The sequence below is a fragment of the Kineococcus sp. G2 genome, from assembly GCF_037154035.1.
In the GTDB taxonomy this organism is placed as follows: Bacteria; Actinomycetota; Actinomycetes; order Actinomycetales; family Kineococcaceae; genus Kineococcus.
Genome location: NZ_JBBBEM010000042.1, coordinates 18,294 through 41,597 on the forward strand (window position 1 = coordinate 18,294; position 23,304 = coordinate 41,597).

Here is a 23,304-nt window from a genome sequence, read left to right on the forward strand (position 1 = left end):
CTGTCCGTGACGCGCGTGTGACGGTCCGGCGCCGGACGTCCGACCCGCGTCAGCGCTGCGCGGAGCGGGTCGCGGTGCGCCGCACGACGTCACCCTCGGGCGCGGGCGCCCGCCTGCGCTCGCCCGGTCACGAGCGGATCCGCAGGCCCCGGGGGGTGGCGTGGAAGCCGGCGGCCTCCAGCGCGGCGCCCAGCGGGGAGGCGGAGGTGAGCACCTCGGCGCCGTCGGCGCGCTCGACGGTGAGCTTGCCGAGGGCGCCGTCGCGCACGGCGAGGGCGAGGGCGTCCGCGGCGGGCTGCAGCACCTGCGGGTCCGGGCTCCAGGACAGCAGCGAGCGCCCGCCGCGCTCGACGTAGAGCACGAGGTCGCCGTCGACGAGGACCACCAGCGCGCCGGCCTTGCGGCCGGGCCGGTGCCCGCTCGCGCCCGCCGACGCCTCGGGCCGCTCCGGCCACGGCAGCGCCGCGCCGTACGGGCTGGCCGGGTCGGTGGCGGCCAGCACCAGCGCCCCGGGGCGGACCCCGGCCTGCTCGTCGCGGCGCTGGGAGGGGCTGCGTCCCCCCAGGGGGCGGGCGCTGTCGCGCAACCGGTCGACGGCGCCGGCGTTCGCGAACTGGGAGGCGCCGAGCCCCTCGACGAAGTAGCCGCGCCGGGCGCGCCCGGCCTCCTCGAAGGCGGCCAGCACCCGGTAGACGGCGGCGAACCCGCCGGGCACCCGCTCGGCGGCCACGGCGCCGCGCGTGAGCACCCCGTGCCGGTCCAGCAGGACCTCGGCGGCCGCGTGCGCGCGCACGGTGGTGTCGGTCTCCCGCTCGGGCAGCAGGGACCAGCGGCCGGCGGCCGAGGGCGGCCCGCCGCGCGAGGGCACCTCGACGCCGCGCAGCCCGGCGCCGGGGCGGCGCACCGAGCCGGGGCGGGCGTAGCGCGAGCGGGGCGCGGCCCGCCGGGTGCGGTGCGCGGCGCGCCCGCCGCCGAGGCGGTTGCGCAGCGGCGCGAGGGTGTCGTTGGTCAGGCGCCCGGCCCACACCAGGTCCCACAGGGCCGTGGCCAGGGCGACGTCGTCGGTGGAGCCGACGGCGTCGGACAGGGCACGGAAGAAGAACGCGCCGCCGCCGCCGAGGGCGTCGAGCACGGCGCGGTGCAGCTCGGTGTCCACGTCGACGCCGGAGTCCTCCGGGTCCGGCAGCGTCAGGGGCGCCAGGTCGGCCGGGTGCAGGGAGACCCACCCGTCGTCTCCGGGCAGGCTGCCGTGCCCGGCCCACACCACCTCCCCGGCGGCGGTCAGCTCGTCGAGCATCGCGGAGGAGTAGCCCTCCACGCGGGCGGTGAGCACGAGCGGTTCCAGCGCGCTGGCCGGCACGACGGCCCCGGCGAGCTGCTCCACGGCGCGCAGCACGCCGTCCACGCCGCGCAGCCGCGAGCGCAGCCCCGTGCCCACGCCCTGCCAGGCGGGCAGGAAGCGGGCCAGGTCGCGGGGGGCGACGGGTTCGACGTCGGCGCGCAGCGCGGCCAGGGAGCGGCGCCGCAGCACCCGCAGCACGTCGGCGTCGCACAGCTCCAGGCCGCTGCCGCCCGGTCGCAGCTCGCCCTCGACGAGCCGGCCGGCGGCCTTCAGCCGGCGCAACGCGTCGTGCGCGACCGCCCGCCCGATGCCGAAGCGGGCCGCGGCGTCGGCGACGGTGAAGGGCCCGCGGGTGCGCGCGTACCGGCCGAGCAGCTCGGCCAGGGGGTCGGCGACGGGCTCGGTGAACGCCTCCGGCACTCCCACCGGCAGGGGGGTGCCCAGGCCGTCGCGCAGCCGGCCGGCGTCCTCGACCGCCGCCCAGTGCTCGGCGCCGGCGACGCGCACCCGGATGACGCGGCGCGCCTCCTCCAGCGCGACGAGCCAGCGCGCCACCTCGCCCTCGGGCACCACCACGGGGTCCTCGTCAGGGGCGGAGCGGCCGCTGCGGGCGGTGACCTCCGCGGTGCTCAGCGGCCCGAGCACCCGCAGCAGGTCCGCGACGTCCTCGGCGTCGGCGCAGCGGCGGGTGGGCGCCAGGCGCTGCAGCTCCGCCTCGGTGCGCTCCACGGCCTCCGGGTCCAGCAGGTCGCGCAGCGCCGCGCCCTCGCCGCGGCCCAGCAGCTCCGCCAGCAGGCCCGGGTCCAGGGCCAGGGCGGCGGCTCGGCGCTCGGCCAGCGGGGAGTCGCCCTCGTAGAGGAACTGCGCCACGTAGCCGAACATCAGCCCCCGCGCGAACGGCGACGGCTGCTGCGACTCCACCTCCACCACGCGCACCCGCCGCGCCGCCACGTCCCGCATGAGCTGCTCCAGGCCGGTGACGTCGAAGACGTCGGAGAGGCACTCGCGCACCGTCTCCAGCACGATCGGGAAGCTCGCGAACCGGCTGGCCACCTCCAGCAGGGACGCGGCGCGCTGGCGCTGCTGCCACAGCGGCTGGCGCTTGCCGGGCTGGCGTCGCGGCAGCAGCAGGGCCCGTGCGGCGCACTCGCGGAAGCGCGCCGCGAACAGGGCCGATCCGCCGATCTCGGCGGTCACCAGCTCGGCGACCTCGTCGGCCTCGAACGCCACCAGGTCGGCCACGTCGGGGCTCTGACCCTCCGGCAGGTCCACCTCGGGCAGGCGCAGCACGATGCCGTCGTCGGCGGGCATGGCCTGCACGTCCACGCCGAACCGCTCGCGCAACCGCGCGCCCAGCGCCAGCGCCCAGGGGGAGTGCACCTGGCCGCCGAAGGGGGAGTGCACGCACACGCGCCAGTCGCCCAGCTCGTCGCGGAAGCGCTCGACCACGATCGTGCGGTCGTCGGGGACGTGCCGGGTGGCCTCCTGCTGCTCGGCCAGGTACGCCACGAGGTTGTCGGTGGCCCACTCGTCCATGCCGGAGGCCAGCACCCGCTCGCGGGCCGCCGCACCGGTGAACCCGCCGTCCATCGAGCCCAGCTCGCGCACGAAGGCGCCCAGCGCCCGGCCCAGCTCCGCGGGCCGTCCCAGCGCCTCGCCGTGCCAGAACGGCAGCCGGCCGGGCTGGCCCGGGGCGGGCGTGACCAGCACGCGGTCGTGGGTGATGTCCTCGACCCGCCACGCCGAGGAACCCAGCGTGATCACGTCACCGACGCGGGACTCGTAGACCATCTCCTCGTCGAGCTCGCCGACGCGTCGGCCCGGGCCCTCCCCGCTCGCCAGGAACACGCCGAACAGGCCGCGGTCGGGGATGGTGCCGCCGCTGGTGACGGCCAGGCGCTGCGCGCCGGGGCGGCCGGTGAGCGTGTCGGCGACGCGGTCCCACACCAGCCGCGGGCGCAGCTCGGCGAACTCGTCGCTGGGGTAGCGCCCGGAGAGCATGTCCAGCACGGCCTCCAGCACCGGGCGCGAGAGCGTCGCGAACGGCGCGGCCCGCTTGACCAGCTCGTGCAGCTCCGGCACGGACCACTCGTCCATCGCGACCATCGCCACGACCTGCTGGGCCAGCACGTCCAGCGGGTTCGCCGGGACCCGCAGCTCCTCGATGCGCCCGTCGCGCATGCGCTCGACGACGACGGCCGTCTGCAGCAGGTCGCCGCGGAACTTCGGGAACAGCACCCCGCGCGAGACCGCGCCCACCTGGTGCCCGGCCCGCCCGACCCGCTGCAGGCCGCTGGCCACGCTCGGCGGGGACTCCACCTGCACCACGAGGTCGACCGCGCCCATGTCGATGCCCAGCTCCAGGCTGGAGGTGGCCACCACCGCGGGCAGCCGGCCCGCCTTCAGCTCCTCCTCGATGACGGCGCGCTGCTCCTTGGACACCGACCCGTGGTGCGCGCGCGCCAGCACCGCCGGCGCGCCCACCGCGCTCCCGGCCCCGCCCATGAACTCCGCCGGCGCCCGGCGCACACCCCCGCCCGGGCCCGGCGTGGGAGCGGTACCGCCGTCCTCGCCGTTCTCCGCGCCGGCGGCCAGGCGCTCGTCCCACACCTCGTTCAGCCGCGCGGTCAGCCGCTCCGACAACCGCCGGGAGTTGGCGAACACCAGCGTGGAGCGGTGCTCGGCCACCAGGTCGACGATGCGCTCCTCCACGTGCGGCCAGATGCTGGCCCGCCGCGGGTCGCCGGCGGCCTGCCCCGTCAGGTCGTCCTCGTCGGCGGGGCCGCGGCCGGAGGAGTCCAGCTCGCTCATGTCCGGCACGGGCACGACGACGCGCAGGTCGAAGCGCTTGGTGGACTCCGGCTGCACCACCGTCACCGGCCGCCCCCCGGAGACCCACTCGGCGACCGTCTGCACGGGGCGCACCGTCGCCGACAGGCCCACCCGCTGCGCCGGTTCGCCGCCGGCCGCGGTGACCAGGGCGTCCAGGCGCTCCAGCGACAGCGCCAGGTGCGCCCCGCGCTTGGAGCCGGCCATCGCGTGCACCTCGTCGAGCACGACGGTGCGCACCCCGCGCAGCTGCTCGCGCGCCTTGGAGGTCAGCAGCAGGAACAGCGACTCGGGGGTGGTGATGAGCACGTCCGGAGGCGTGCGGGAGAAGGAGCGGCGCTCGTCGGCGGGGGTGTCGCCCGAGCGGACCCCCACCCGCACGTCCGGCACCGGTAGCCCCAGGCGCTGCGCGGCCTGCCGGATGCCGGTCAGCGGGCTGCGCAGGTTGCGCTCGACGTCCACCGCGAGCGCCTTCAGCGGCGAGACGTACAGCACCCGGCAGCGCACGTCCCGGTCCTCCGGCACCGGCTCGGCGGCCAGGCCGTCCAGCGCCCACAGGAACGCCGAGAGCGTCTTGCCCGAGCCGGTGGGGGCCACCACCAGCGCGTGGCGGCCGCGGCTGACGGCGTCCCACGCGCCCACCTGGGCCGGCGTGGGGGCCTCGAAGGCACCGGTGAACCAGGCGCGGGTGGCCGGGGAGAAGCGCCCCAGGACCTCCTCGGCGCCGGGAGGCTCGTCCGGCCCCGCGCCGCGGCCGGCGCCCTGCGCGGTGGTGCTCACGGGGGCGGGTCGCGCGGCGCGGGGGGACACGGGGCACATCACAGCACCCGCCTCCGACACGCGCCCGCCACCGCCCGTGCCCCCGCCCGCCGCCCCGCCCGCCGTCGTCGCGGCGGCGCCGGCGTGGCACCCTGCCCGCGTGCGAGTCAGCGAGTTCTGGACCCTGGTGGAGGACGAGTTCGGCAGCGCCCACGGGCGCTCCCTCGCCCACGACCAGGTGCTGCTGGCCCTGGACGACCGCACCCCGCTGCAGGCGCTGGACGCCGGCGAGGACCCCAAGCGGGTGTGGCTGGCGCTGTGCGACGCCATGGACGTGCCGCCGGAGCGGCGCCTGGGCAGGGACCGGCCCCCGAAGCGCTGACGGGCGCTCGGCGGGGTCAGCCGCGCAGCCACCACAGGCCGGCGCCGGTGGCGCGGGTGCGCAGCCGGTACAGGCTCGTGGAGGCCGCCACGAACACGTCGGTGCCCTCCGGCCCGCCGAAGCAGAGGTTGGCCACGACCTCGCCGACGACCACCTCCAGCAACCGCGTCCCGTCCGGGGCGAGGACGGTGACGGCGTCGCCGTTCGAGGTCCACACGTTCCCGGCGGTGTCCACGCGGAAGCCGTCGGCCAGGCCGCGGTCCACCGTCGCGAAGACGCGGCCGTTCTTGGCGACCGGCCCGCCCGGGCGGGCGTCCGGCCCGCGCCCGCCGGGGGTGCCGCGGCGCACGTCGTAGACCCGGATCAGCCGGTTCGAGCCGGCACCCGGCGTGGCGGCGGCGGAGGTGTCGGCGACGTGCAGCAGCGACTCGTCGGGCGAGAACGCCAGCCCGTTGGGCTCCTCCACGTCCGCCACCACCACCCGCAGCTCCCCGGTGGCCGGGTCCAGGCGGAAGACGTGGTTGTCGCCGTACTCGCGGAAGCCCTCGTGGCCCTCCTCCGGCACGCTGATGCCGTACGGCGGGTCGGTGAACCACACGGCGCCGTCGGAGGCGACGACGACGTCGTTGGGGGAGTTCAGCCGCGCCCCGCCGTAGCGGTCGGCCAGCACCGTGGTGGAACCGTCGTGCTCGCGGCGCTCCACGGAGCGCCGGCCGTGCGAGCAGAAGACCTCCCGGCCCTCGCGGTCCAGGGTGCGGCCGTTGGTGAAGCCGACGCGCTCGCGGTCCACCCGCAGCCCGCCCGCCTCGTCCCAGCGCAGCACCCGGTCGCCGGGGATGTCGCTGACCACCACCGCCCGCTCCTCGGGCAGCCACAGCGGGCCCTCGGCCCAGGTGCTGCCGGTGCCCAGGTGCTCCAGCCGGGCGTCGCCGGCCACCAGGGCGCGTCCGCGCTCGTCGAGGAACTGCGGCAGGCCGGTGGGGGCTGTCTCGGTGCTCACGGGCGCTCCGTCGCTGCTCGGGGCCGGGCGGGTCCCGCCGGCCGGTGGGTGGGCGCAGCCTAGGAGGGCGCAACTCCGGGCGGGACCCGCCGGGTCGCGGGGCTGGGCATCGAACACCTGTACGGATAGGATCGCCGCTGTTCCACAGGGGGCCGTCCGGTCCCGCTCTCCACACGCCGGGCCGCGTGCACGGGTCGTGTCGGAGGCGGGTCGTAGCGTTCCCCGGGTCGGAAGAACACACCGGGCCGAAGCGTCGGCCACCCCAACCCGAGGTGAGGACATGCCCGCTCCCGCGGACCGCGAGAAGGCCCTCGAATCCGCCCTGGCCGCGATCGACAAGTCGTTCGGCAAGGGCTCCGTCATGCGTCTGGGCGACGAGAGCCGCCCGCCCATCGAGGTCATCCCCACCGGGGCGATCTCCCTCGACGTCGCGCTCGGCATCGGCGGCCTGCCGCGCGGTCGCGTCGTGGAGGTCTACGGGCCGGAGTCGTCCGGCAAGACGACCGTCGCCCTGCACGCCGTCGCCAACGCGCAGAAGGCCGGCGGCATCGCCGCCTTCATCGACGCCGAGCACGCGCTCGACCCCGACTACGCCGCCAAGCTGGGCGTCGACACCGACGCGCTGCTCGTCTCGCAGCCGGACACCGGTGAGCAGGCCCTGGAGATCGCGGACATGCTGATCCGCTCCGGGGCGCTGGACATCATCGTCATCGACTCCGTGGCGGCCCTGGTGCCCCGCGCCGAGATCGAGGGCGAGATGGGTGACAGCCACGTCGGCCTGCAGGCCCGCCTGATGTCGCAGGCGCTGCGCAAGATCACCGGTGCGCTCAACCACTCCGGCACCACCGCGATCTTCATCAACCAGCTGCGCGAGAAGATCGGCGTGATGTTCGGTTCGCCGGAGACCACGACCGGCGGCAAGGCGCTGAAGTTCTACGCCTCGGTGCGCCTGGACGTGCGCCGCATCGAGACGCTGAAGGACGGCACCAACCCCGTCGGCAACCGCACCCGCGTCAAGGTCGTCAAGAACAAGGTCAGCCCGCCGTTCAAGCAGGCCGAGTTCGACATCCTCTACGGCCAGGGCATCTCCCGCGAGGGCGGCCTGATCGACCTCGGCGTCGAGCACGGCTTCGTCCGCAAGTCCGGCGCCTGGTACACGTACGAGGGCGACCAGCTGGGCCAGGGCAAGGAGAACGCCCGCGCCTTCCTGCGCGACAACCCCGACCTCGGCGACGAGATCGAGAAGCGCATCAAGGAGAAGCTCGGCATCGGCGCCCGCATCGACGCCCCGGCCGAGGCCGAGCCCGAGGTCGCGTTCTGAGTCGAGGCGCTCGCGGTCAGCGGCCCCCCGGTCCGGAGGAGAACCCGGACCGGGAGGTCGACCCGCACGACGTCGCCCGCGCCATCGCGCTGCGCCAGCTGACGATGGCGCCGCGCACGCGCGCCCAGCTGGCCGAGAAGATGGCCGCCAAGGACGTCCCCGAGCAGGTCGCCACCGACGTCCTCGACCGCTTCGAGGAGGTCGGCCTCGTCGACGACGGCGCGTACGCGCAGGCGTACGTGCACTCCCGCTCCCGCAGTCGCGGCAAGCGCGCCCTGGCGCTGGAGCTGCGCCGCAAGGGCGTGGACGACGAGACCGCCCGCGAAGCCCTGGACGGGGTCGACGACGAGGTGGAGGAGGAGGCGGCGCGCGAGCTGCTGCGCCGCCCGCTGGCCGCCACCCGGGGGCTGGACCGCGCCGCCCGCCAGCGCCGCCTCGCCGGTGTCCTGGCCCGGCGCGGCTACCCGCCGGGCCTGGTGATGCGCCTGGTGCGCGAGGCGATCGGCGCGGACGAGGACGCCGAGGCCCTGGAGGACTGAGCCGGCCCGCCGGGCCCGGTACGCACCTGGCTACCCTCGCCGCACACCCCGACGAGGAGGACCCGTGAGCATCACGTCCCTGCTGGACCTGCGCCTGAAGCCGGAGGCCGTCGCCGCCGCCCCCGCCGTCCTCACCGAGACCCTCGAGGCCACCCGCGCCTTCGAGGGCAACCTCGGGGTGGACGTCCTGCGCGACGCCGCCGACGAGGCGCACGTGCTGGTGCTGGAGCGCTGGGAGTCCCTGGAGGTCGACGACGCCTACCGCGCCTGGCGCGCCACCCCCGAGGGCGCCTCGCGACTGGGGGAGCTGCTCAGCGCGCCGCCCGTCCTGACGCGGTTCACCACCGAACCCGGCGTCTGAACCCGTGCCCCGGAACCGGGGCGCACCGCAGGAGGGCCGCCACCCCGTGACGGGGTGGCGGCCCTCCTGCCGTGCGGTGGGTGGTCAGGGGCGCGTGCCGGTCGTCCGGTCCGCGGCGTCGGTGTCCACCTGCTGCGCCGCGTCCGGGGCGGTGGACGCGCGGGTGCGCCGCTTGCGGCCCTGCCCCGACATCCGCCGCTGCACCAGCTTCGCCAGCTGCTCCAGCAGCAGGTTGATCGCGATGTAGACCAGGCCGACGACGAAGTACGACTGCAGGCGGTTGTCGAGGAAACCGCCGAGCTGGTCGGCGACCCGGCCGAGGTCGTCGATCTGGCTGAGCACGATGCTCGCCAGCGCCGTGTCCTTCAGGATGACGATGAGCTGGCTGATGATCGCCGGCAGCATGACCCGCACCGCCTGCGGCAGCTGGATCGTCCGCATGACCTGACCGCGGGTCAGCCCCACCGCCAGGCCGGCCTCCACCTGCCCCTTCGGCAGCGAGAGGATCCCCGCCCGGGTGATCTCCGAGATGATCACCGAGTTGTACAGCGTCAGGGCGATGACGAGCGTGGTCACGGAGCCCTGGTAGATGTCCAGGGTCCGCATGAGGACGTCGACGTACAGGATCGACACGATCACCGGCAGGCCGCGCAGCAGCTCGATGACCCCGACGAGCGGGACACGGGCGACCCGCCCCAGGCTCAGGCGCGCCGCGGCCAGCGCCAGGCCGATCGACAGCGACAGCACCACGGCGAACAGCGCCGCGCGCAGCGTGACCAGCAGGCCCTCGCCGATGCGCTCCCACACGGCGTCGAACTGCTCGTCGGAGGGGTCGACCAGCGGGCTCCACAGCTCGGCGTCGAGCTGCCCGCGCTCCGCGAGGCGCAGCACGATCAGCACCAGCACCGCCGCGATCACCAGGCCCGCGACGACGCTGGCGATGAGGGTGCGGCGCCGGGCCCTCGGGCCCGGCGCGTCGAAGAGGACGGCGGTGGGCGCGCTCACCGGACCACCGCCGCGCGTCGCTCGAACAGCGCCAGCAGCGCGCTCGCCGTCAGGGTCATGATGAGGAAGCCGATCGCCACACCGGTGAGGACGGGCAGCGCCGGGTAGCCCTGGGCGCTGGTCAGGCGGTTGTAGACGCTGAACAGCTCGCCGCCGACACCCATGGCGCCGACGACCGCCGAGTTCTTGATCATCGCGATGAGGACGTTCCCGACGGGCGGCACGACCGCGCGCAGCGCCTGCGGCAGCACGATGAGCCCCAGGGTCTGCGAGAACGTCAGCCCGATGGAGCGCGCCGCCTCGGCCTGCCCGGCGGGCACCGTCGCCACCCCGGAGCGCACGGCCTCGCAGACGAACGCGGAGGTGTAGAGGACGAGACCCGTCACGCCGAACACGTAGTAGGAGGCGTTGATCCCGACGGCGGGGATGCCGAACGCCATGGTGAACAGCACGATCGCCAGCGGCGTGTTGCGCAGCCAGGTCACGTAGAAGGTGCCGAAGGCCCGCAGCACCGGCACGGGGGAGATGCGGAAGACGGCGAGCACCGTGCCCCAGACGAGGCTGCCCAGCAGCGCCCAGGCGGCGATGCCCAGGGAGCGCAGGAACCCGCTGGCGAACAGGCCGAGGTTCTCGAGGACGGGGTCCACGGGTGGGGGCCTCCGGGTGGGGTGGGGCACGGAGGGGGACGGCGGCCACGTCGTCGGGGCCCTCGTCCCCCTCCGTGCGATCAGGGGGCGTCTGCCGTCGGGGTCAGACGCAGGGGTCGAGCTCGGGCAGTTCGGGCACCTCGGTGCCCTCGTACTGACCCGCCGTCGCCTTCCACGCCTCCTCGTAGGCGCCGCTCTCGGCCATCTCGGTCAGCGACTCGTTGATGAACTCGCAGAAGGCGGTGTTCCCCTTCTCGATGCCGATGCCGTACGGCTCCTCGGTGAACTGCTCGCCGACGAGCTTGAACTCGCCCTCGTTCTCGGCGACGTAACCGGTGAGGATGACGTTGTCGGTCGTCAGCGCCTGGACCTGGCCGTTCTGCATGGCGGAGACGCAGTCGTCGTAGACCTCGAAGGTGACGAGCTGGTCGGGGCTGGCGAGGTACTGGCGGATGTTCTCCGCCGGGGTGGAGCCGGTCACCGAGCAGATCTTGACGTCCGGGTTGGCCTTGAGGTCCTCGGGCCCGGTGATCGTGGTGTTGTCGGCGTTCACCATGATCTGCTGCCCGGCCACGTAGTACGGGCCGGCGAAGGTGATCCGCTCCTTGCGCTTGTCGTTGATCGTGTAGGTGGCCACGACCATGTCGACGTCGCCGTTGGCGATGAGGTCCTCGCGGCGGGCGCTGGGCGCCTCCACCCACTCGATGTCCTCCGGAGCGACGCCCATCTGCGCCGCGACGTACTCGGCGACCTCGACGTCGAAGCCGGCGGGGATGCCCTCGAGGTCGGCCAGGCCGAAGCCGGGCTGGTCGAACTTCGTGCCGATGGTGACGGCGCCGGCCTCCTGGATCTCGGCCATCGTCGTGCCGGCCTCGAAGGTGGCGCTGGTGTCCACCTCCGGCTGCGCGACCTCGCCCTCGGCACCGGTGGAGGCGTCGTCGCCGCCGCAGGCGGTGAGCGTGAGCAGGGCGGTCACCGTGGCGGCGAGCGCTGCGCTGCGGGTCTTCCTCATGGGGTCCTCCTGGGTCGTGTCGGTGGTGCGGTCGCCGCTGCGGGGCCGGTCGCGACCGGCCCGGACGTCAGTGGGTGAGGATCTTGGACAGGAAGTCCTTGGCGCGCTCGTGCTTCGGTGCGGTGAAGAAGGTCTCCGGGTCGGCGTCCTCCACGATCTGCCCGTCGGCCATGAAGACGACGCGGTCGGCGGCGCGGCGGGCGAAACCCATCTCGTGGGTGACGACGATCATGGTCATGCCGGACTTGGCCAGCCCGGTCATGACGTCGAGGACCTCGTTGATCATCTCCGGGTCCAGGGCGGAGGTCGGCTCGTCGAAGAGCATGACCTTCGGGTCCATCGCCAGCGCGCGGGCGATGGCCACGCGCTGCTGCTGGCCGCCCGAGAGCTGCGCGGGGTACTTGTCGGCCTGGTTGGCCACCCCGACGCGCTCGAGCAGCTCGTCGGCGCGGGCGCGGGCCTTCTCGGCGCTGATCCCGCGCGCCTTCACCGGGCCGAGCGTCACGTTCTCGCGCACGGTCTTGTGGGCGAAGAGGTTGAAGGACTGGAAGACCATGCCGACGTCCGCGCGCAGCTTCGCGAGCGCCTTGCCCTCGGCGGGCAGGTCCTCGCCGGCGATGGTGATGCGGCCGGAGTCGATGGTCTCCAGCCGGTTGATGGTCCGGCACAGCGTGGACTTGCCGGAGCCGGAGGGGCCGATGACGACGACGACCTCGCCCTCGGCGACCGTCAGGTCCACGTCCCGCAGCACGTGCAGGGCGCCGAAGTGCTTGTCCACGTGCTCCAGGCGCACCAGCGGCCGGCGCGCGCCGTCGGCGCCGGGCGAGGTGGTGGCCGCGGAGGGGTCACTCATGCGGCCAGAACGTACAGGCACCGTGCACGGTGCCCACCGGACGTCCACGGATGCGGGCAGATCGTGACCCGAGCGTGATCTTCGGGCGTTGACCTACCCTGGACGGCGATGAGCACGCCCACCGTCCCCCGCCCGACCGGCCCGCTCGACGCGCCGGCCGAGGCAGCCGCGCCCGAGCAGGCGCCCCGCACCTACCAGGTGCGCACCTTCGGCTGCCAGATGAACGTCCACGACTCCGAGCGGCTGTCCGGGCTGCTGGAGGACGCCGGTTACGTCCGCTTCGACGAGGTGGGCGGTGACGGGCCGGCCGAGCCGGACGTCGTCGTGTTCAACACCTGCGCGGTGCGGGAGAACGCCGACAACAAGCTCTACGGCAACCTCGGCCACCTGGCGCCGGTGAAGGAGCGCCGCCCGGGCATGCAGATCGCCGTGGGCGGCTGCCTGGCGCAGAAGGACCGCGGCGAGATCGTCCGCAAGGCGCCCTGGGTGGACGTCGTCTTCGGCACCCACAACGTGGGCTCGCTGCCGGCGCTGCTGGAGCGCGCCCGGCACAACGCCAAGGCCCAGGTGGAGATCCTGGAGTCGCTGGAGGTCTTCCCCTCCACGCTGCCCACCCGCCGCGAGTCCCCCTACGCGGCGTGGGTCTCCATCTCCGTGGGGTGCAACAACACCTGCACCTTCTGCATCGTGCCCTCGCTGCGCGGCAAGGAGAAGGACCGCCGCCCCGGCGACGTGCTCGCCGAGGTCGAAGCGCTGGTGTCCGAGGGTGTGCTCGAGGTGACGCTGCTGGGGCAGAACGTCAACACCTACGGCGTGGAGTTCGGCGACAAGCTCGCCTTCGGCAAGCTGCTGCGCGCCACCGGCGGCATCGCCGGCCTGGAGCGGGTGCGCTTCACCAGCCCGCACCCCTCCAGCTTCACCAGCGACGTCATCGACGCCATGGCCGAGACGCCCAACGTCATGCCCAGCCTGCACATGCCGCTGCAGTCCGGCTCCGACCGGGTGCTGAAGGCGATGCGCCGCTCCTACCGGCGCACCCGCTTCCTGAACATCCTGGAGGAGGTGCGCGGGCGCATCCCGGACGCGGCGATCACCACCGACATCATCGTCGGCTTCCCCGGGGAGACGGAGGAGGACTTCCAGCAGACCCTGGAGGTCGTCGCCGAGGCCCGCTTCGCCAGCGCCTTCACGTTCCAGTACTCCCCGCGCCCGGGCACCCCGGCCGCGACCATGGGGGAGCAGGTGCCCAAGGCCGTCGTGCAGGAGCGCTACGAGCGGCTGACCGCGCTGCAGGACGAGATCGCCTACGCCGAGAACCGCGCCCAGGTGGGGCGCACCCTCGACGTGCTCGTCGCCGAGGGCGAGGGCCGCAAGGACGCCGAGACCCGCCGGCTCTCCGGCCGCGCCCCGGACAACCGCCTCGTGCACTTCTCCCTGCCGCCGGGGGCCGAGGCGCCCCGTCCGGGCGACGTCGCCACCGTGACGATCAGCCGCGGGGCCCCGCACTACCTGGAGGCCGACGCCACCGACGCCTTCGCGGTGCGCCGCACCCGCGCCGGCGACGCGTGGCAGGCGCGTCAGGCCCGGCCGGAGCCCGAGACCGCGGGCCCGCGGCCGGTGGGCCTGGGGCTGCCGACGATCCGGCGCCGCTGACCCGCGCTCACCTCCTCGACGCGACGAGGGCCCCGCACCGGACGGTGCGGGGCCCTCGTGCGCTCCGGGCTCCCCCCGGTCGCGCCGGGGGAGCGTCACATCGGCGGCGGTGCGGCCGGTCCCGGCTCGGGGTCCGGTCCCGGCGTGGGGCCGGGGTCCGGCTGCGGGGGCTGGCCGGGTGTGCCCGGCTGCGGCACCGGGCTCGGCGGTTGCGGCGTCGTCGGTGGCGTGGTGGGGATCGTCATCCCGTCCTCCTGACGTGTCGGACGTGCTGGTTCCCGTGCTGCTCGTGCTGCTCGTGCTGCGTCAGCGGGCCGGGCCGGACATCGACGTGCCCTCGGTGCGGGTGCCGCCGCGCATCGGCGTGCCCCAGCCCTCGAAGTGCGGGCGGACCCCCGCGGCGCGCTCCCAGCCGCTCTGGGCCACCCTCGTGGCCCGCTCCAGCGGTCCCGCGTAGCGACCCTCGGTGCGCTCGTTGACGAAGGTCGTCGCCCTGCGGAAGACGCCCTCGGCCTGCTGCGTGTGCTGGCCGGCGAACTCCCCGGCCCGGCTGCGGGCCTGCTCGGCGGCCACGCGCGCCTGCTCCACGGCCTCGTCCAGCTTCAGCCCCAGGAACTTCATGGTGCCCACGGCTCCTCCTCGCTCCTCGCGTCCGTGCAGCGTCCGTGCGGGGTCCACTGTCTGCCACCATCGGCGCGTGGGCCAGTCGAGATCACCGCACCCGGCCGCGACCCCCGTGGTGGCGGTCGTCGGCCCCACCGCCTCCGGCAAGTCCGACGTCGCGGTCGCCCTGGCGCACCTGCTGCCCGGTGGGGGAGAGGTCGTCAACGCCGACGCCATGCAGCTGTACCGGGGCATGGACGTCGGCACCGCCAAGCTGACGCCCGAGGAGAGGCGCGGCGTGCCGCACCACCTGCTCGACGTGCTGGAGGTGACCGAGACCGCCGACGTCGCCACCTACCAGCGGCAGGCCCGCGCCGCGCTCGACGAGATCGCCGCCCGCGGGCGCACGCCGCTGCTGGTGGGCGGTTCCGGGTTGTACGTGCGCGCGGCGCTGGACGACATGCGCTTCCCCGGCACCGACGCGGCGGTGCGGGCCCGCTGGGAGGCGCGCCTGTCCGAGGTGGGCCCGCAGCGCCTGCACGCCGAGCTGGCCGCGCGCGACCCGGCCGCGGCCGCGGCGATCCTGCCCTCCAACGGCCGGCGGATCGTGCGGGCGCTGGAGGTGGGGGAGCTCACCGGCCGGCCGTTCGCCGCGTCCCTGCCCGACCAGCGCTACGTGCGCCCGGCCGTGCAGGTCGGCCTGGCCGTGCCGCGCGAGCAGCTCGACGCCCGCGTCGACGCCCGGGTGCGGCGCATGTGGGACGCCGGCCTCGTGGAGGAGGTGCGCCGGCTGGAGACCGCCGGGCTGCGCGAGGGCCTGACCGCCTCGCGCGCCCTCGGCTACGCGCAGGTCCTCGACGCCCTGGACGGCACCACCACCGAGGCCGAGGCCGCCGAGCTGACCGCCCGCCTGACCCGGCGCTTCGCGCGCAAGCAGGAGTCGTGGTTCCGCCGCGACGAGCGGGTCCGCTGGCTCGACGCCGGCGACGGCACCGACCCGGAGGAGCTCGCCCGCCGGGTGCTGGCCCTGCTGGCCGTAGAGTCGGCCGCGTGAGCGAGACCACCCCCGCCGCCGGGCTGCCCTTCGTCAAGGGCCACGGCACCGAGAACGACTTCGTCCTCGTCGCCGACCCCGACGGCACCTGGGAGCCGTCCGCCGCCGTCGTCGCGCGCCTGTGCGACCGGCGCGCCGGGATCGGCGGCGACGGGCTCATCCGCGCGGTGCGCAGCGCCGCGCTGCCCGAGGGGGCGGCGCTGGCCGCGGACGCCGAGTGGTTCATGGACTACCGCAACGCCGACGGCTCGATCGCCGAGATGTGCGGCAACGGCGTGCGCGTCTTCGCCGAGTTCCTCCTGGCCGAGGGGTTCCTGCCCGCCGAGGCGGGCGACGGCCGCTGGTTCGCGATCGGCACCCGCGCCGGCCTGAAGCGGCTGCGGCGCGAGCCCGACGGGCGCTGGACCGCCGACATGGGGCCCTGGCGGCTGACCGGCGGCGAGCGGGCGCTCGCGGACGGCTCCGACGCGCTGGTGGCCGTCGCCGGCCTGGGCGTGCCGCGCCCGGCGCTCTCGCTGGACCTGGGCAACCCGCACACCGTCGTGGCGCTCGCCGAGCCCGCCGAGCTGGACGCCGCGGACCTGCTGCACGCCCCGCAGGTGCAGCCCGAACCGCCGCACGGCACCAACGTCGAGCTCGTGGTGCCGCTGCTGGCCGTGGACGTCACCGGCGACCACGTCGCCGACATCGGTGACGTGCGCATGCGGGTGCACGAGCGCGGCGTGGGGGAGACGCGCTCCTGCGGCACGGGCGCCTGCGCGGCGGCCCTGGCCACCCGCGCCTGGTCCGGTGCCGCGTCGCTGGACGTGTGGCGGGTGGAGGTGCCCGGCGGCGAGGTCGTCGTCACCGTCGGCGAGGGCTCCAGCCTCGTGGAGGGCACCGTGTGGCTGACCGGGCCCGCGGTGCTGGTGGCCAGCGGCAGCACCGCCCCCGGACTGCTGGACGAGCCCGCCCCCGCCTGAGCGCGCGCCGCGGCGCCCGCCGCTCAGGTGCGCCGGACGGTGAGGACCCGGAACCCCTTCGAGGACGTCGTGCGGGTCGTCACCGCGCCCGGCAGCACCGGGGGCAGCTCCGCCTCCAGCCACCGGTGCAGCGAGTCCGCGCCGAGGTTCTTCTGCACCACCAGGTGCGCCTCGCCGCCCGGGGCGAGGCGCGGCAGCCAGCGCAGCAGCAGCGCGTGCAGCGCGTCCTTGCCCACCCGGATCGGCGGGTTGGACCACACCCGCTCGAACGCCACGCCGTCCGGCACCTCGTCGGGCAGGCACGCGCGCACCTGCACGCCCAGCCGCTGCGCGTTGCCCCGCAGCAGGTCCAGGGCCCGCTCGTTGACGTCCACCGCCCACACCCGCCGCCGTGGCTGGCGCAGCGCCAGCGTCAGCGCCACCGGGCCCCACCCGCAGCCGAGGTCCAGGACGTCGCCGGTGGCCTCCGGCTCGTCGGGCACCAGGGGCAGCAGCACCGAGGTGCCCGGGTCCACGCGCTCGGCGCTGAAGACGCCGCGCGCCGTCTGCACCGTCACGGCGCGCCCGGCCAGCTCCACCTCGACCTCGCGCCGCTCGTCGGGGGTGGCGGGACGGGCCGTGAAGTAGTGCTCGTCGCCGGCCGCGGTGCTGCTCACGCAGGAGAGGGTAGGGCGGCGACCGCGCACCCTCCCGCGCGCCCCGGCGCGCCCGCGCAGGACGACACGCCCGCGCCGGACGCGGAATCCCGTGGACCCCGAGCCCGTTGAGAAGGATGCTGGTCCCCTCAACCCGTGAGGGGCAGCACGACCTGGGAGGTCCATGAACCACCGCTCTTCGCCGGTCCAGCCGTCCGCGACGCAGCCGTCGACGGACAGCGCGCGCGACGACCAGCACGCACCCGTGCCGGCCGCCGCCCGCGAGGTGGACCGCGACGCCGAGTTCGACCGCGCTCTGGCCCGCATCCTCACCGGCCACGACGGCGCGGCACCCACCACCGGCGACGAGGCGGCAGACGGCTCCGGCGAGCGCGACTACGACGGCGACCAGCTCGACCTGGCCGACCGCCGCGCGCTGCGCCGCGCCGCCGGCCTGTCCACCGAGCTCGCCGACGTCACCGAGGTCGAGTACCGGCAGCTGCGCCTGGAGCGCGTCGTGCTGGCCGGGGTCTGGTCCAGCGCCGACTCCAACCGCACCGAGGCGGAGGTGTCCCTGCAGGAGCTGTCGGCCCTGGCCGCCACCGCCGGCTCGGACGTCCTCGCCGGCGTCCTGCAGCGCCGCTCCACCCCCGACCCGGCCAGCTACCTGGGGGCCGGCAAGGCCGCCGCGCTGGCCGAGCTGGTGGCCGCCGAGGGCGCGGACACCGTCATCTGCGACGGTGAGCTGTCCGCGTCCCAGCGGCGCGGCCTGGAGGACATCGTCAAGGTCAAGGTCGTCGACCGCACGGCCGTGATCCTGGACATCTTCGCCCAGCACGCCAAGAGCCGGGAGGGCAAGGCGCAGGTCGAGCTGGCCCAGCTGGACTACCTGCTGCCGCGCCTGCGCGGCTGGGGCGAGTCGATGTCCCGGCAGGCCGGTGGCCGCGTCGCCGGCGGTGCGGGGATCGGCTCGCGCGGTCCCGGTGAGACGAAGATCGAGCTGGACCGCCGCCGCATCCGCTCCCGCATGGCCAAGCTGCGCCGGGAGATCCGCGGCATGGGCACCTCCCGCGACGCCAAGCGCTCCCTGCGCGTGGCCCGCGCGGTGCCGTCGGTGTCCATCGCCGGGTACACCAACGCCGGCAAGTCCTCGCTGCTGAACCGCCTCACCGGGGCGGGCGTGCTGGTCGAGGACGCGCTGTTCGCCACCCTGGACCCCACGGTCCGGCGCGCGCAGACGCCCGAGGGGCGCCCCTACACGCTGGCCGACACCGTCGGCTTCGTGCGGCAGCTGCCGCACCAGCTCGTGGAGGCCTTCCGCTCCACCCTGGAGGAGGTCGCCGAGGCCGACCTCGTCCTGCACGTCGTCGACGGCTCGCACCCCGACCCCGAGGGGCAGCTGGCGGCGGTGCGCTCGGTGCTCACCGAGGTGGGCGCCGACAAGGTGACGGAGCTGGTGGCGATCAACAAGTGCGACGTCGCCGACCCGGAGGTGCTGCAGCGCCTGCTCGCCCGCGAGCGCGGCGCCGTCGTGGTCTCCGCCCGCACCGGTGAGGGGATCGAGCAGCTGCGCGAGCGCATCGCGGAGCTGCTGCCCGTGCCGGACGTCGAGGTCGAGGTGTGCGTGCCGTACGACCGCGGCGAGCTGGTGAACCGGGTGCACACCACCGGTCAGGTCCTCGCCGAGGAGCACACCGCCCCCGGCACCCGGTTGCGGGCGCGGGTGCGACCGCGCCTGGCGGCCGAGCTGGAGCCGTACCGGCTCAGCGGCGCGCGCGCCTGAGCCGCGCCGTCCACAGCACCGCGCGTCGGCGAGGATGGTCCGGTGAGCGCGCCCAGCACCGAGCAGGTCCACCACGAGGCCGACGAGGCGGGCGCACCCGGCGCCGCCGAGCTGCTGGGGACCGTCGTGGGCGCCCTCGGCGGTCAGCGCCGCGACGGCCAGACCCGCATGGCGCGCGCCGTCGCCGAGGCCGTCCGCGACGAGCGGCACCTGCTCGTGCAGGCGGGCACCGGCACGGGGAAGTCCATGGCCTACCTGGTGCCCGCCGTCGCGCACGCGGTGCGCGAGGGCTCCCGCGTCGTCGTCACCACCGCCACGCTCGCCCTGCAGGCCCAGGTCGTCGAGCGGGACCTGCCGCGCCTGGCGCGCGCGCTGGCCCCCGAGCTGGGCCGCGAGCCCACCTGGGAGCTGCTCAAGGGCCGGGCCAACTACCTGTGCCGCAACAAGCTCGACGGCGGCTTCCCCGCCGACGAGGCCGCGCTGTTCGACGTGGCCGCCCCCGCGGGCGAGGGCGGCGGGGCCGACCACGCCGGCCGCCTCGGCCGGGAGGTGGTGCGCCTGCGCGAGTGGGCCGAGACCACCCGCACCGGCGACCGCGACGAGCTGGAGCCCGGCGTGGGTGACCGCGCCTGGCGGCAGGTGTCCGTCTCGGCGCGCGAGTGCCTGGGCGGGCAGCGCTGCCCGGTGGCCGCCGAGTGCTTCTCCGAGCGGGTGCGCGCGAGGGCGCGGGAGGTCGACGTCGTCGTCACCAACCACGCCATGACGGCGATCGACGCCCTGGAGGGCTCCGGCCAGCTGCTGCCCGAGCACGACGTCCTCGTCGTCGACGAGGCCCACGAGCTCGCCGACCGCGTCACCGCGGTGGCCACCGCCGAGCTGTCCGGTGCCGTCCTGAGCGCCGCGGCCCGCCGGCTGCGGCGCTCGGCGGGCGTCGTCGGCGAGGCCCTGGAGGACGCCGCCGTCGCGCTGGACGCCGCCCTGCAGGAGAGCGCCCCCGGGCGGCTGGACACCTGGCCGGCGGCGCTGGCCACCGCCGTGACCGCCGTGCGCGACGGCGCCCGCACCGCCCTGAGCGACCTCAAGGTCGCCTCCGACGGTGCCGCGAAGGAGGAGGACGCCGAGACCCGCGGTGCCCGCCACCTGGCGCGCGCGGCCGTGCAGGAGGTGTTCACCGTCGCCGAGCGCCTCGCGGAGGGCTCCGAGCACGACGTCGCCTGGATCACCGCGGGCGGCCCCGGCGGCCGCGGCCCCTCGCTGCACGTGGCGCCGCTGTCGGTGGCCGGCCTGCTGCGCGAGCGCGTCTTCACCGACCGCACCGTCGTGGCCACCTCCGCCACCCTCACCCTCGGCGGCTCCTTCGACCCGGTCGCCGGCTCCTTCGGGCTGCGCTCGGGGTCGAAGGACCGCGCCCCGTGGACCGGCCTGGACGTGGGCAGCCCCTTCGACTACCCGCGCCAGGGCATCCTCTACGTCGCCCGGCACCTGCCCCCTCCCGGGCGGACCGGCCCGGCGGACGCCGTCCTCGACGAGCTGGCCTCCCTCGTCGACGCCGCCGGCGGACGCACCCTGGGGCTGTTCTCCTCCCGCCGTGCCGCGGAGGAGGCCGCCGCCGGGGTGCGCGAGCGCACCGGGCGCACCGTGCTGTGCCAGGGCGACGACCGGCTGCCGCGCCTGGTGCGCCGCTTCGCCGAGGAGCCGGCGACCTCGCTCTTCGGCACCCTGTCGCTGTGGCAGGGCGTCGACGTGCCCGGCGCCAGCTGCCAGCTCGTCGTCATCGACCGCATCCCCTTCCCGCGCCCGGACGACCCGCTGATGTCCGCGCGGGCGAAGGCCGTGGACGCCGCCGGCGGCAACGGGTTCCTCACCGTCTCCGCCGCCCACGCCGCCGTGCGCCTGGCCCAGGGCGCCGGGCGCCTGGTGCGCGCCGCGGGCGACCGCGGCGTCGTGGCCGTCCTCGACCCCCGGCTGGCCACGGCCCGCTACGGGGGCTTCCTGCGCGGCAGCCTGCCCGCCTTCTGGGCGACGGACTCGCCCGACGTGGCGAGGCGGGCGCTGCACCGGCTGGACGCGGCCGGCGCTGCACCGGTCGGGTGACACCGGCGCCCGCACCGGGGGCTGGTGCTGACCGCTCGGCCCGCGCCTGGCATCCTCGGCCCGTGGCCACCGTCGGCTTCCTGCACACCGCGCACGCGCACGTGCGCACCTTCCGGGACCTCCTGCACCAGCGCGACGAGACCGTCGCCGACCTGCACCTGGTCGACACCGGCCTGCTCGCCGCCGCGCGCGAGCGCGGTGCGGCGAGCGTGCGGGCCCCGCTGGCGGACCGCCTGCGCCGCCTGGTCGCCGAGGGTGCCGAGCTGGTGCTGGCCACCTGCTCGGAGACCGGCCCGGAGGCCGAGCGCGTCGGTGCCGAGGCGGGCGTGCGGGTGCTGCGCGTGGACCGGCCCATGGCGGAGGCCGCGGTCCTCGCCGGGCGGCGCATCGCCCTGGTCAGCTCCCTGGACGAGGCGGCCGCCACGCTGCGGCCGCTGCTGCGCGAGTGCGCGGTGGCCAACGGCCGCGAGGTCGACCTCGTCGAGGTCCGCTGCCCCGACGCCTGGTCCTCCTTCGAGTCCGGGGACCTGGTGACGTACTCGGCGAGCGTCGCCGAGACCGTGCGGCGGGCGGTGCGCGCCGTCCGGCCGCCGGTCGACGTCGTCGTGCTGGCCCAGGCCAGCATGGTCGGCGCCGCGCCGCTGCTGCGGGAGCTGGACCTGCCCGTCCTCACGTCCCCGCGGCTGGCCGTCGAGGCGGCGGTGGAGATGGTCGTCCCCATCGGCCGTTAGCTGCGCGCCGCACACCGGCCGGTCACCCGCGGGGCACCGGTGCCGCGTTTCGGCGCGCGGTGCACCGGGTAGCTGAGGGGCGGGGTCGCGGAACGGGCCCCACGGTCGCCTACGGCCGTCCCCCCGAGCACCGCGGCGCCGAGCCGCCCAGGAGGAGCCGTGGACCCCACCGCCGCCCGCACGGACGACCGACCGGACCTCCTCGAGCCCGGGAGCGCCCGGGGGAGTTCCGGGGACCGCGTCCGGCTGGCCCTGCCCGCCGGTGCCGAGGCGCTCGCCCGGGCGCGCCGCTTCGTGCGCCTGTACGCCCAGCAGAGCGGGGTGGACGAGGAGCGTGCGGACGACCTCGTGCAGGCCGCCGCCGAACTGCTCGGCGCGGAGGGCGCCGTGGACCAGCTGCAGGCGGTGGAGGTGCGCGAGCTGCCCGACGGGATCACCGTGGTCCTCGACCTCGCCGGGCTGGAGGAGGTGCGCGTGCGGGACGAGGCCGCAGCGCTGCTGTCCGCCCTCACCCGGGACTGGGGCTGGTACCGCACCCCCGGGGCCCTGCAGGTGTGGTGCGAGGTGGCCGCCGGTTGAGGCGCCCCCACCACCGGCCGGTGGTGGGGGCGGTCAGAGGCTGCGCAGCACCGCCGTCACGCGCCCGAGGACGACGGCCTCGTCACCGTCGAGGGGCTCGTAGAGGTCGTTGCGCGGCAGCAGCTTGACGTGGCCGTCGCGGCGCTGGAGCACCTTGACCGTGGCCTCCCCGTCGATCATGGCCGCGACCACGTCGCCGTTCTCGGCGGTGGGCTGCTGGCGCACCACGACCCAGTCGCCGTCGCAGATGGCCGCGTCGACCATGGAGTCGCCCACGACGCGCAGCATGAAGTGCTGGCCGGCGCCCACGAGCTGCGCGGGCAGCGGGAACACCTCCTCCACCAGCTGCTCGGCGAGGATGGGACCGCCCGCCGCGATGCGTCCCACCACCGGCACGTACGTGGTGGCCGGGCGCTCGTCGGTGCCCGTCGTCCGCCCGTCGGTGAGCGCGCCGTGCGCCGGGCCCGGGGCGACGACCTCCAGGGTGCGCGGGCGGCGGGGGTCCTTGCGCAGGTACCCCAGGCGCTCGAGCGTCTTGACCTGGTGCGCGACGCTGCTGGGGCTGGTCAGCCCGACGGCCTGCCCGATCTCGCGCATGCTGGGCGGGTACCCGCGGCGCTCGACCGCCTCGCGGATCGTCTCCAGCACGCGGCGCTGGCGGGGCGTCAGGCCCGTCCGGTCCAGGGGGCCGTCGGGCAGCGGGTGCACGGAGCCCGTGGTCCCGTCCCGGCCGCCCCGACCGTTGTCGTCGGCCCCGTCCAGCACGTCCGTCACGTCCGCTCCCGTCGTCGCGGCCGCGGCGTCCCGCGGCTGCGATCACGCTACCCGCGCCGGGCGCCGACCTCAAACAGGTGTTCGAACGCGTCGCCCCTGCGTGCGGGGCCTCGTGTCGGAGGCGGGTGGCAACCTGCGGCCGGCGCACCGTCCCCGTCCCGGGGGGCCGGGCCCCCGTCGCCGCCCGCGGGGGTGGTGCGCGGTGCGGGTGGAGGTGTAGAACAGCCTGGCCGGTTCGAACACCCGTTCGAACCGGCTCTCGAGCCGGAGGTCCTCCCCGTGAGCAGCACCGCCCTCGCCCTCGTCCCGGCGGCACCGTCCCGCCGCACCGGCCGCCTCGCGCCGCAGCCGCACCGCACCGCGGCCCGTGCGGGCGCCCGCACCAC

At 75.9% G+C, this 23,304-nt stretch carries 20 protein-coding genes; 11 read left to right on the forward strand and 9 right to left on the reverse strand.

Annotated elements, in window-relative coordinates; translation table 11 throughout:
• Positions 1–127: 127 nt before the first annotated feature.
• A complete protein-coding gene (locus V9U69_RS08155) occupies positions 128–4,990 on the reverse strand; it encodes an ATP-dependent helicase (RefSeq protein ID WP_442907677.1) in 4,863 nt (1,620 codons plus the stop codon).
• Positions 4,991–5,090: 100 nt separating this feature from the next.
• Between V9U69_RS08155 and V9U69_RS08160 the strand changes: the two genes are divergently transcribed.
• Positions 5,091–5,312, forward strand: coding sequence for a DUF3046 domain-containing protein (locus tag V9U69_RS08160; protein WP_337061068.1), 222 nt, complete (start codon positions 5,091–5,093; stop codon positions 5,310–5,312).
• 16 nt (positions 5,313–5,328) lie between these two features.
• Here the strand turns inward: V9U69_RS08160 and V9U69_RS08165 are convergent, their stop codons facing one another.
• Positions 5,329–6,312, reverse strand: coding sequence for an SMP-30/gluconolactonase/LRE family protein (locus V9U69_RS08165; protein ID WP_337061070.1), 984 nt, complete (start codon positions 6,310–6,312; stop codon positions 5,329–5,331).
• A 280-nt stretch (positions 6,313–6,592) separates the two neighbouring features.
• On the opposite strand from V9U69_RS08165, the gene recA reads away from it, so the two are divergent.
• From recA to V9U69_RS08180, 3 genes are all read left to right on the forward strand, one after another.
• Positions 6,593–7,633 carry a recombinase RecA gene (gene recA / locus V9U69_RS08170; protein ID WP_337061071.1) on the forward strand — a complete coding sequence of 347 codons (1,041 nt, stop codon included), beginning with the start codon at positions 6,593–6,595 and terminating at the stop codon, positions 7,631–7,633.
• Positions 7,634–7,716: 83 nt separating this feature from the next.
• Positions 7,717–8,172 carry a regulatory protein RecX gene (locus V9U69_RS08175; protein WP_442907678.1) on the forward strand — a complete coding sequence of 152 codons (456 nt, stop codon included), beginning with the start codon at positions 7,717–7,719 and terminating at the stop codon, positions 8,170–8,172.
• Between the two features lie 64 nt (positions 8,173–8,236).
• A complete protein-coding gene (locus V9U69_RS08180) occupies positions 8,237–8,533 on the forward strand; it encodes a putative quinol monooxygenase (protein ID WP_337061073.1) in 297 nt (98 codons plus the stop codon).
• Between the two features lie 84 nt (positions 8,534–8,617).
• On the opposite strand, the gene V9U69_RS08185 is transcribed toward V9U69_RS08180, so the two are convergent.
• The 4 genes from V9U69_RS08185 to V9U69_RS08200 all read right to left on the reverse strand — a co-directional run bounded on the left by V9U69_RS08185 (position 8,618) and on the right by V9U69_RS08200 (position 12,050).
• The gene (locus V9U69_RS08185; protein ID WP_337061074.1) at positions 8,618–9,538 is read right to left on the reverse strand and encodes an amino acid ABC transporter permease; all 921 of its coding nucleotides are present in this window, start codon (positions 9,536–9,538) and stop codon (positions 8,618–8,620) included.
• Positions 9,535–10,185: an amino acid ABC transporter permease gene (locus V9U69_RS08190; RefSeq protein ID WP_337061076.1), complete on the reverse strand. Its 651-nt coding sequence runs from the start codon at positions 10,183–10,185 to the stop codon at positions 9,535–9,537. The genes V9U69_RS08185 and V9U69_RS08190 overlap by 4 nt, the downstream gene beginning before the upstream one ends.
• Before the next feature lie 103 nt (positions 10,186–10,288).
• Positions 10,289–11,197, reverse strand: coding sequence for a glutamate ABC transporter substrate-binding protein (locus V9U69_RS08195; RefSeq protein WP_337061078.1), 909 nt, complete (start codon positions 11,195–11,197; stop codon positions 10,289–10,291).
• A 67-nt stretch (positions 11,198–11,264) separates the two neighbouring features.
• Positions 11,265–12,050 carry an amino acid ABC transporter ATP-binding protein gene (locus V9U69_RS08200; protein WP_337061080.1) on the reverse strand — a complete coding sequence of 262 codons (786 nt, stop codon included), beginning with the start codon at positions 12,048–12,050 and terminating at the stop codon, positions 11,265–11,267.
• A 108-nt stretch (positions 12,051–12,158) separates the two neighbouring features.
• Here V9U69_RS08200 and miaB point away from each other — a divergent pair, with 108 nt between their 5' ends.
• Positions 12,159–13,703, forward strand: coding sequence for a tRNA (N6-isopentenyl adenosine(37)-C2)-methylthiotransferase MiaB (gene miaB, locus V9U69_RS08205; protein ID WP_337061082.1), 1,545 nt, complete (start codon positions 12,159–12,161; stop codon positions 13,701–13,703).
• A 306-nt stretch (positions 13,704–14,009) separates the two neighbouring features.
• Here miaB and V9U69_RS08210 read toward each other — a convergent pair whose 3' ends face one another.
• Positions 14,010–14,333, reverse strand: a complete 324-nt coding sequence (locus V9U69_RS08210) for an antitoxin (protein ID WP_337061084.1) — start codon at positions 14,331–14,333, stop codon at positions 14,010–14,012.
• 67 nt (positions 14,334–14,400) lie between these two features.
• Here V9U69_RS08210 and miaA point away from each other — a divergent pair, with 67 nt between their 5' ends.
• Both miaA and dapF read left to right on the forward strand, forming a co-directional pair.
• Positions 14,401–15,360, forward strand: coding sequence for a tRNA (adenosine(37)-N6)-dimethylallyltransferase MiaA (miaA, locus tag V9U69_RS08215; protein ID WP_337061085.1), 960 nt, complete (start codon positions 14,401–14,403; stop codon positions 15,358–15,360).
• Positions 15,357–16,322 (forward strand): diaminopimelate epimerase, encoded by a 966-nt coding sequence (gene dapF, locus V9U69_RS08220; RefSeq protein WP_337061086.1) that lies wholly within the window; start codon positions 15,357–15,359, stop codon positions 16,320–16,322. Before miaA ends, dapF begins: the two co-directional genes overlap by 4 nt.
• 23 nt (positions 16,323–16,345) lie before the next feature.
• Here dapF and V9U69_RS08225 read toward each other — a convergent pair whose 3' ends face one another.
• Positions 16,346–16,978 (reverse strand): class I SAM-dependent methyltransferase, encoded by a 633-nt coding sequence (locus tag V9U69_RS08225; protein WP_337061087.1) that lies wholly within the window; start codon positions 16,976–16,978, stop codon positions 16,346–16,348.
• A 163-nt stretch (positions 16,979–17,141) separates the two neighbouring features.
• Here V9U69_RS08225 and hflX point away from each other — a divergent pair, with 163 nt between their 5' ends.
• From hflX to V9U69_RS08245, 4 genes are all read left to right on the forward strand, one after another.
• A complete protein-coding gene (gene hflX, locus V9U69_RS08230; protein WP_337061088.1) occupies positions 17,142–18,740 on the forward strand; it encodes a GTPase HflX in 1,599 nt (532 codons plus the stop codon).
• Positions 18,741–18,782: 42 nt separating this feature from the next.
• Complete coding sequence (locus tag V9U69_RS08235) at positions 18,783–20,834, forward strand: ATP-dependent DNA helicase (RefSeq protein WP_337061089.1); 2,052 nt, start codon at positions 18,783–18,785, stop codon at positions 20,832–20,834.
• 62 nt (positions 20,835–20,896) lie between these two features.
• On the forward strand, positions 20,897–21,565 hold the full coding sequence (locus V9U69_RS08240; protein ID WP_337061090.1) for an aspartate/glutamate racemase family protein: 669 nt from the start codon (positions 20,897–20,899) through the stop codon (positions 21,563–21,565).
• A gap of 159 nt (positions 21,566–21,724) precedes the next feature.
• On the forward strand, positions 21,725–22,144 hold the full coding sequence (locus V9U69_RS08245; RefSeq protein ID WP_337061091.1) for an ATP-binding protein: 420 nt from the start codon (positions 21,725–21,727) through the stop codon (positions 22,142–22,144).
• 33 nt (positions 22,145–22,177) lie between these two features.
• Here the strand turns inward: V9U69_RS08245 and lexA are convergent, their stop codons facing one another.
• Positions 22,178–22,918: a transcriptional repressor LexA gene (gene lexA, locus V9U69_RS08250; protein ID WP_337061092.1), complete on the reverse strand. Its 741-nt coding sequence runs from the start codon at positions 22,916–22,918 to the stop codon at positions 22,178–22,180.
• Between the last annotated feature and the right edge of the window lie 386 nt (positions 22,919–23,304).

Coding starts and splice junctions, on each gene's coding strand:
- V9U69_RS08155 (WP_442907677.1), bottom strand. CDS start 4,990: ATGTGCCCCGTGTCCCCCCGCGCCGCGCGACCCGCCCCCGTGAGCACC.
- recA (WP_337061071.1), top strand. CDS start 6,593: ATGCCCGCTCCCGCGGACCGCGAGAAGGCCCTCGAATCCGCCCTGGCC.
- V9U69_RS08195 (WP_337061078.1), bottom strand. CDS start 11,197: ATGAGGAAGACCCGCAGCGCAGCGCTCGCCGCCACGGTGACCGCCCTG.
- V9U69_RS08200 (WP_337061080.1), bottom strand. CDS start 12,050: ATGAGTGACCCCTCCGCGGCCACCACCTCGCCCGGCGCCGACGGCGCG.
- miaB (WP_337061082.1), top strand. CDS start 12,159: ATGAGCACGCCCACCGTCCCCCGCCCGACCGGCCCGCTCGACGCGCCG.
- hflX (WP_337061088.1), top strand. CDS start 17,142: ATGAACCACCGCTCTTCGCCGGTCCAGCCGTCCGCGACGCAGCCGTCG.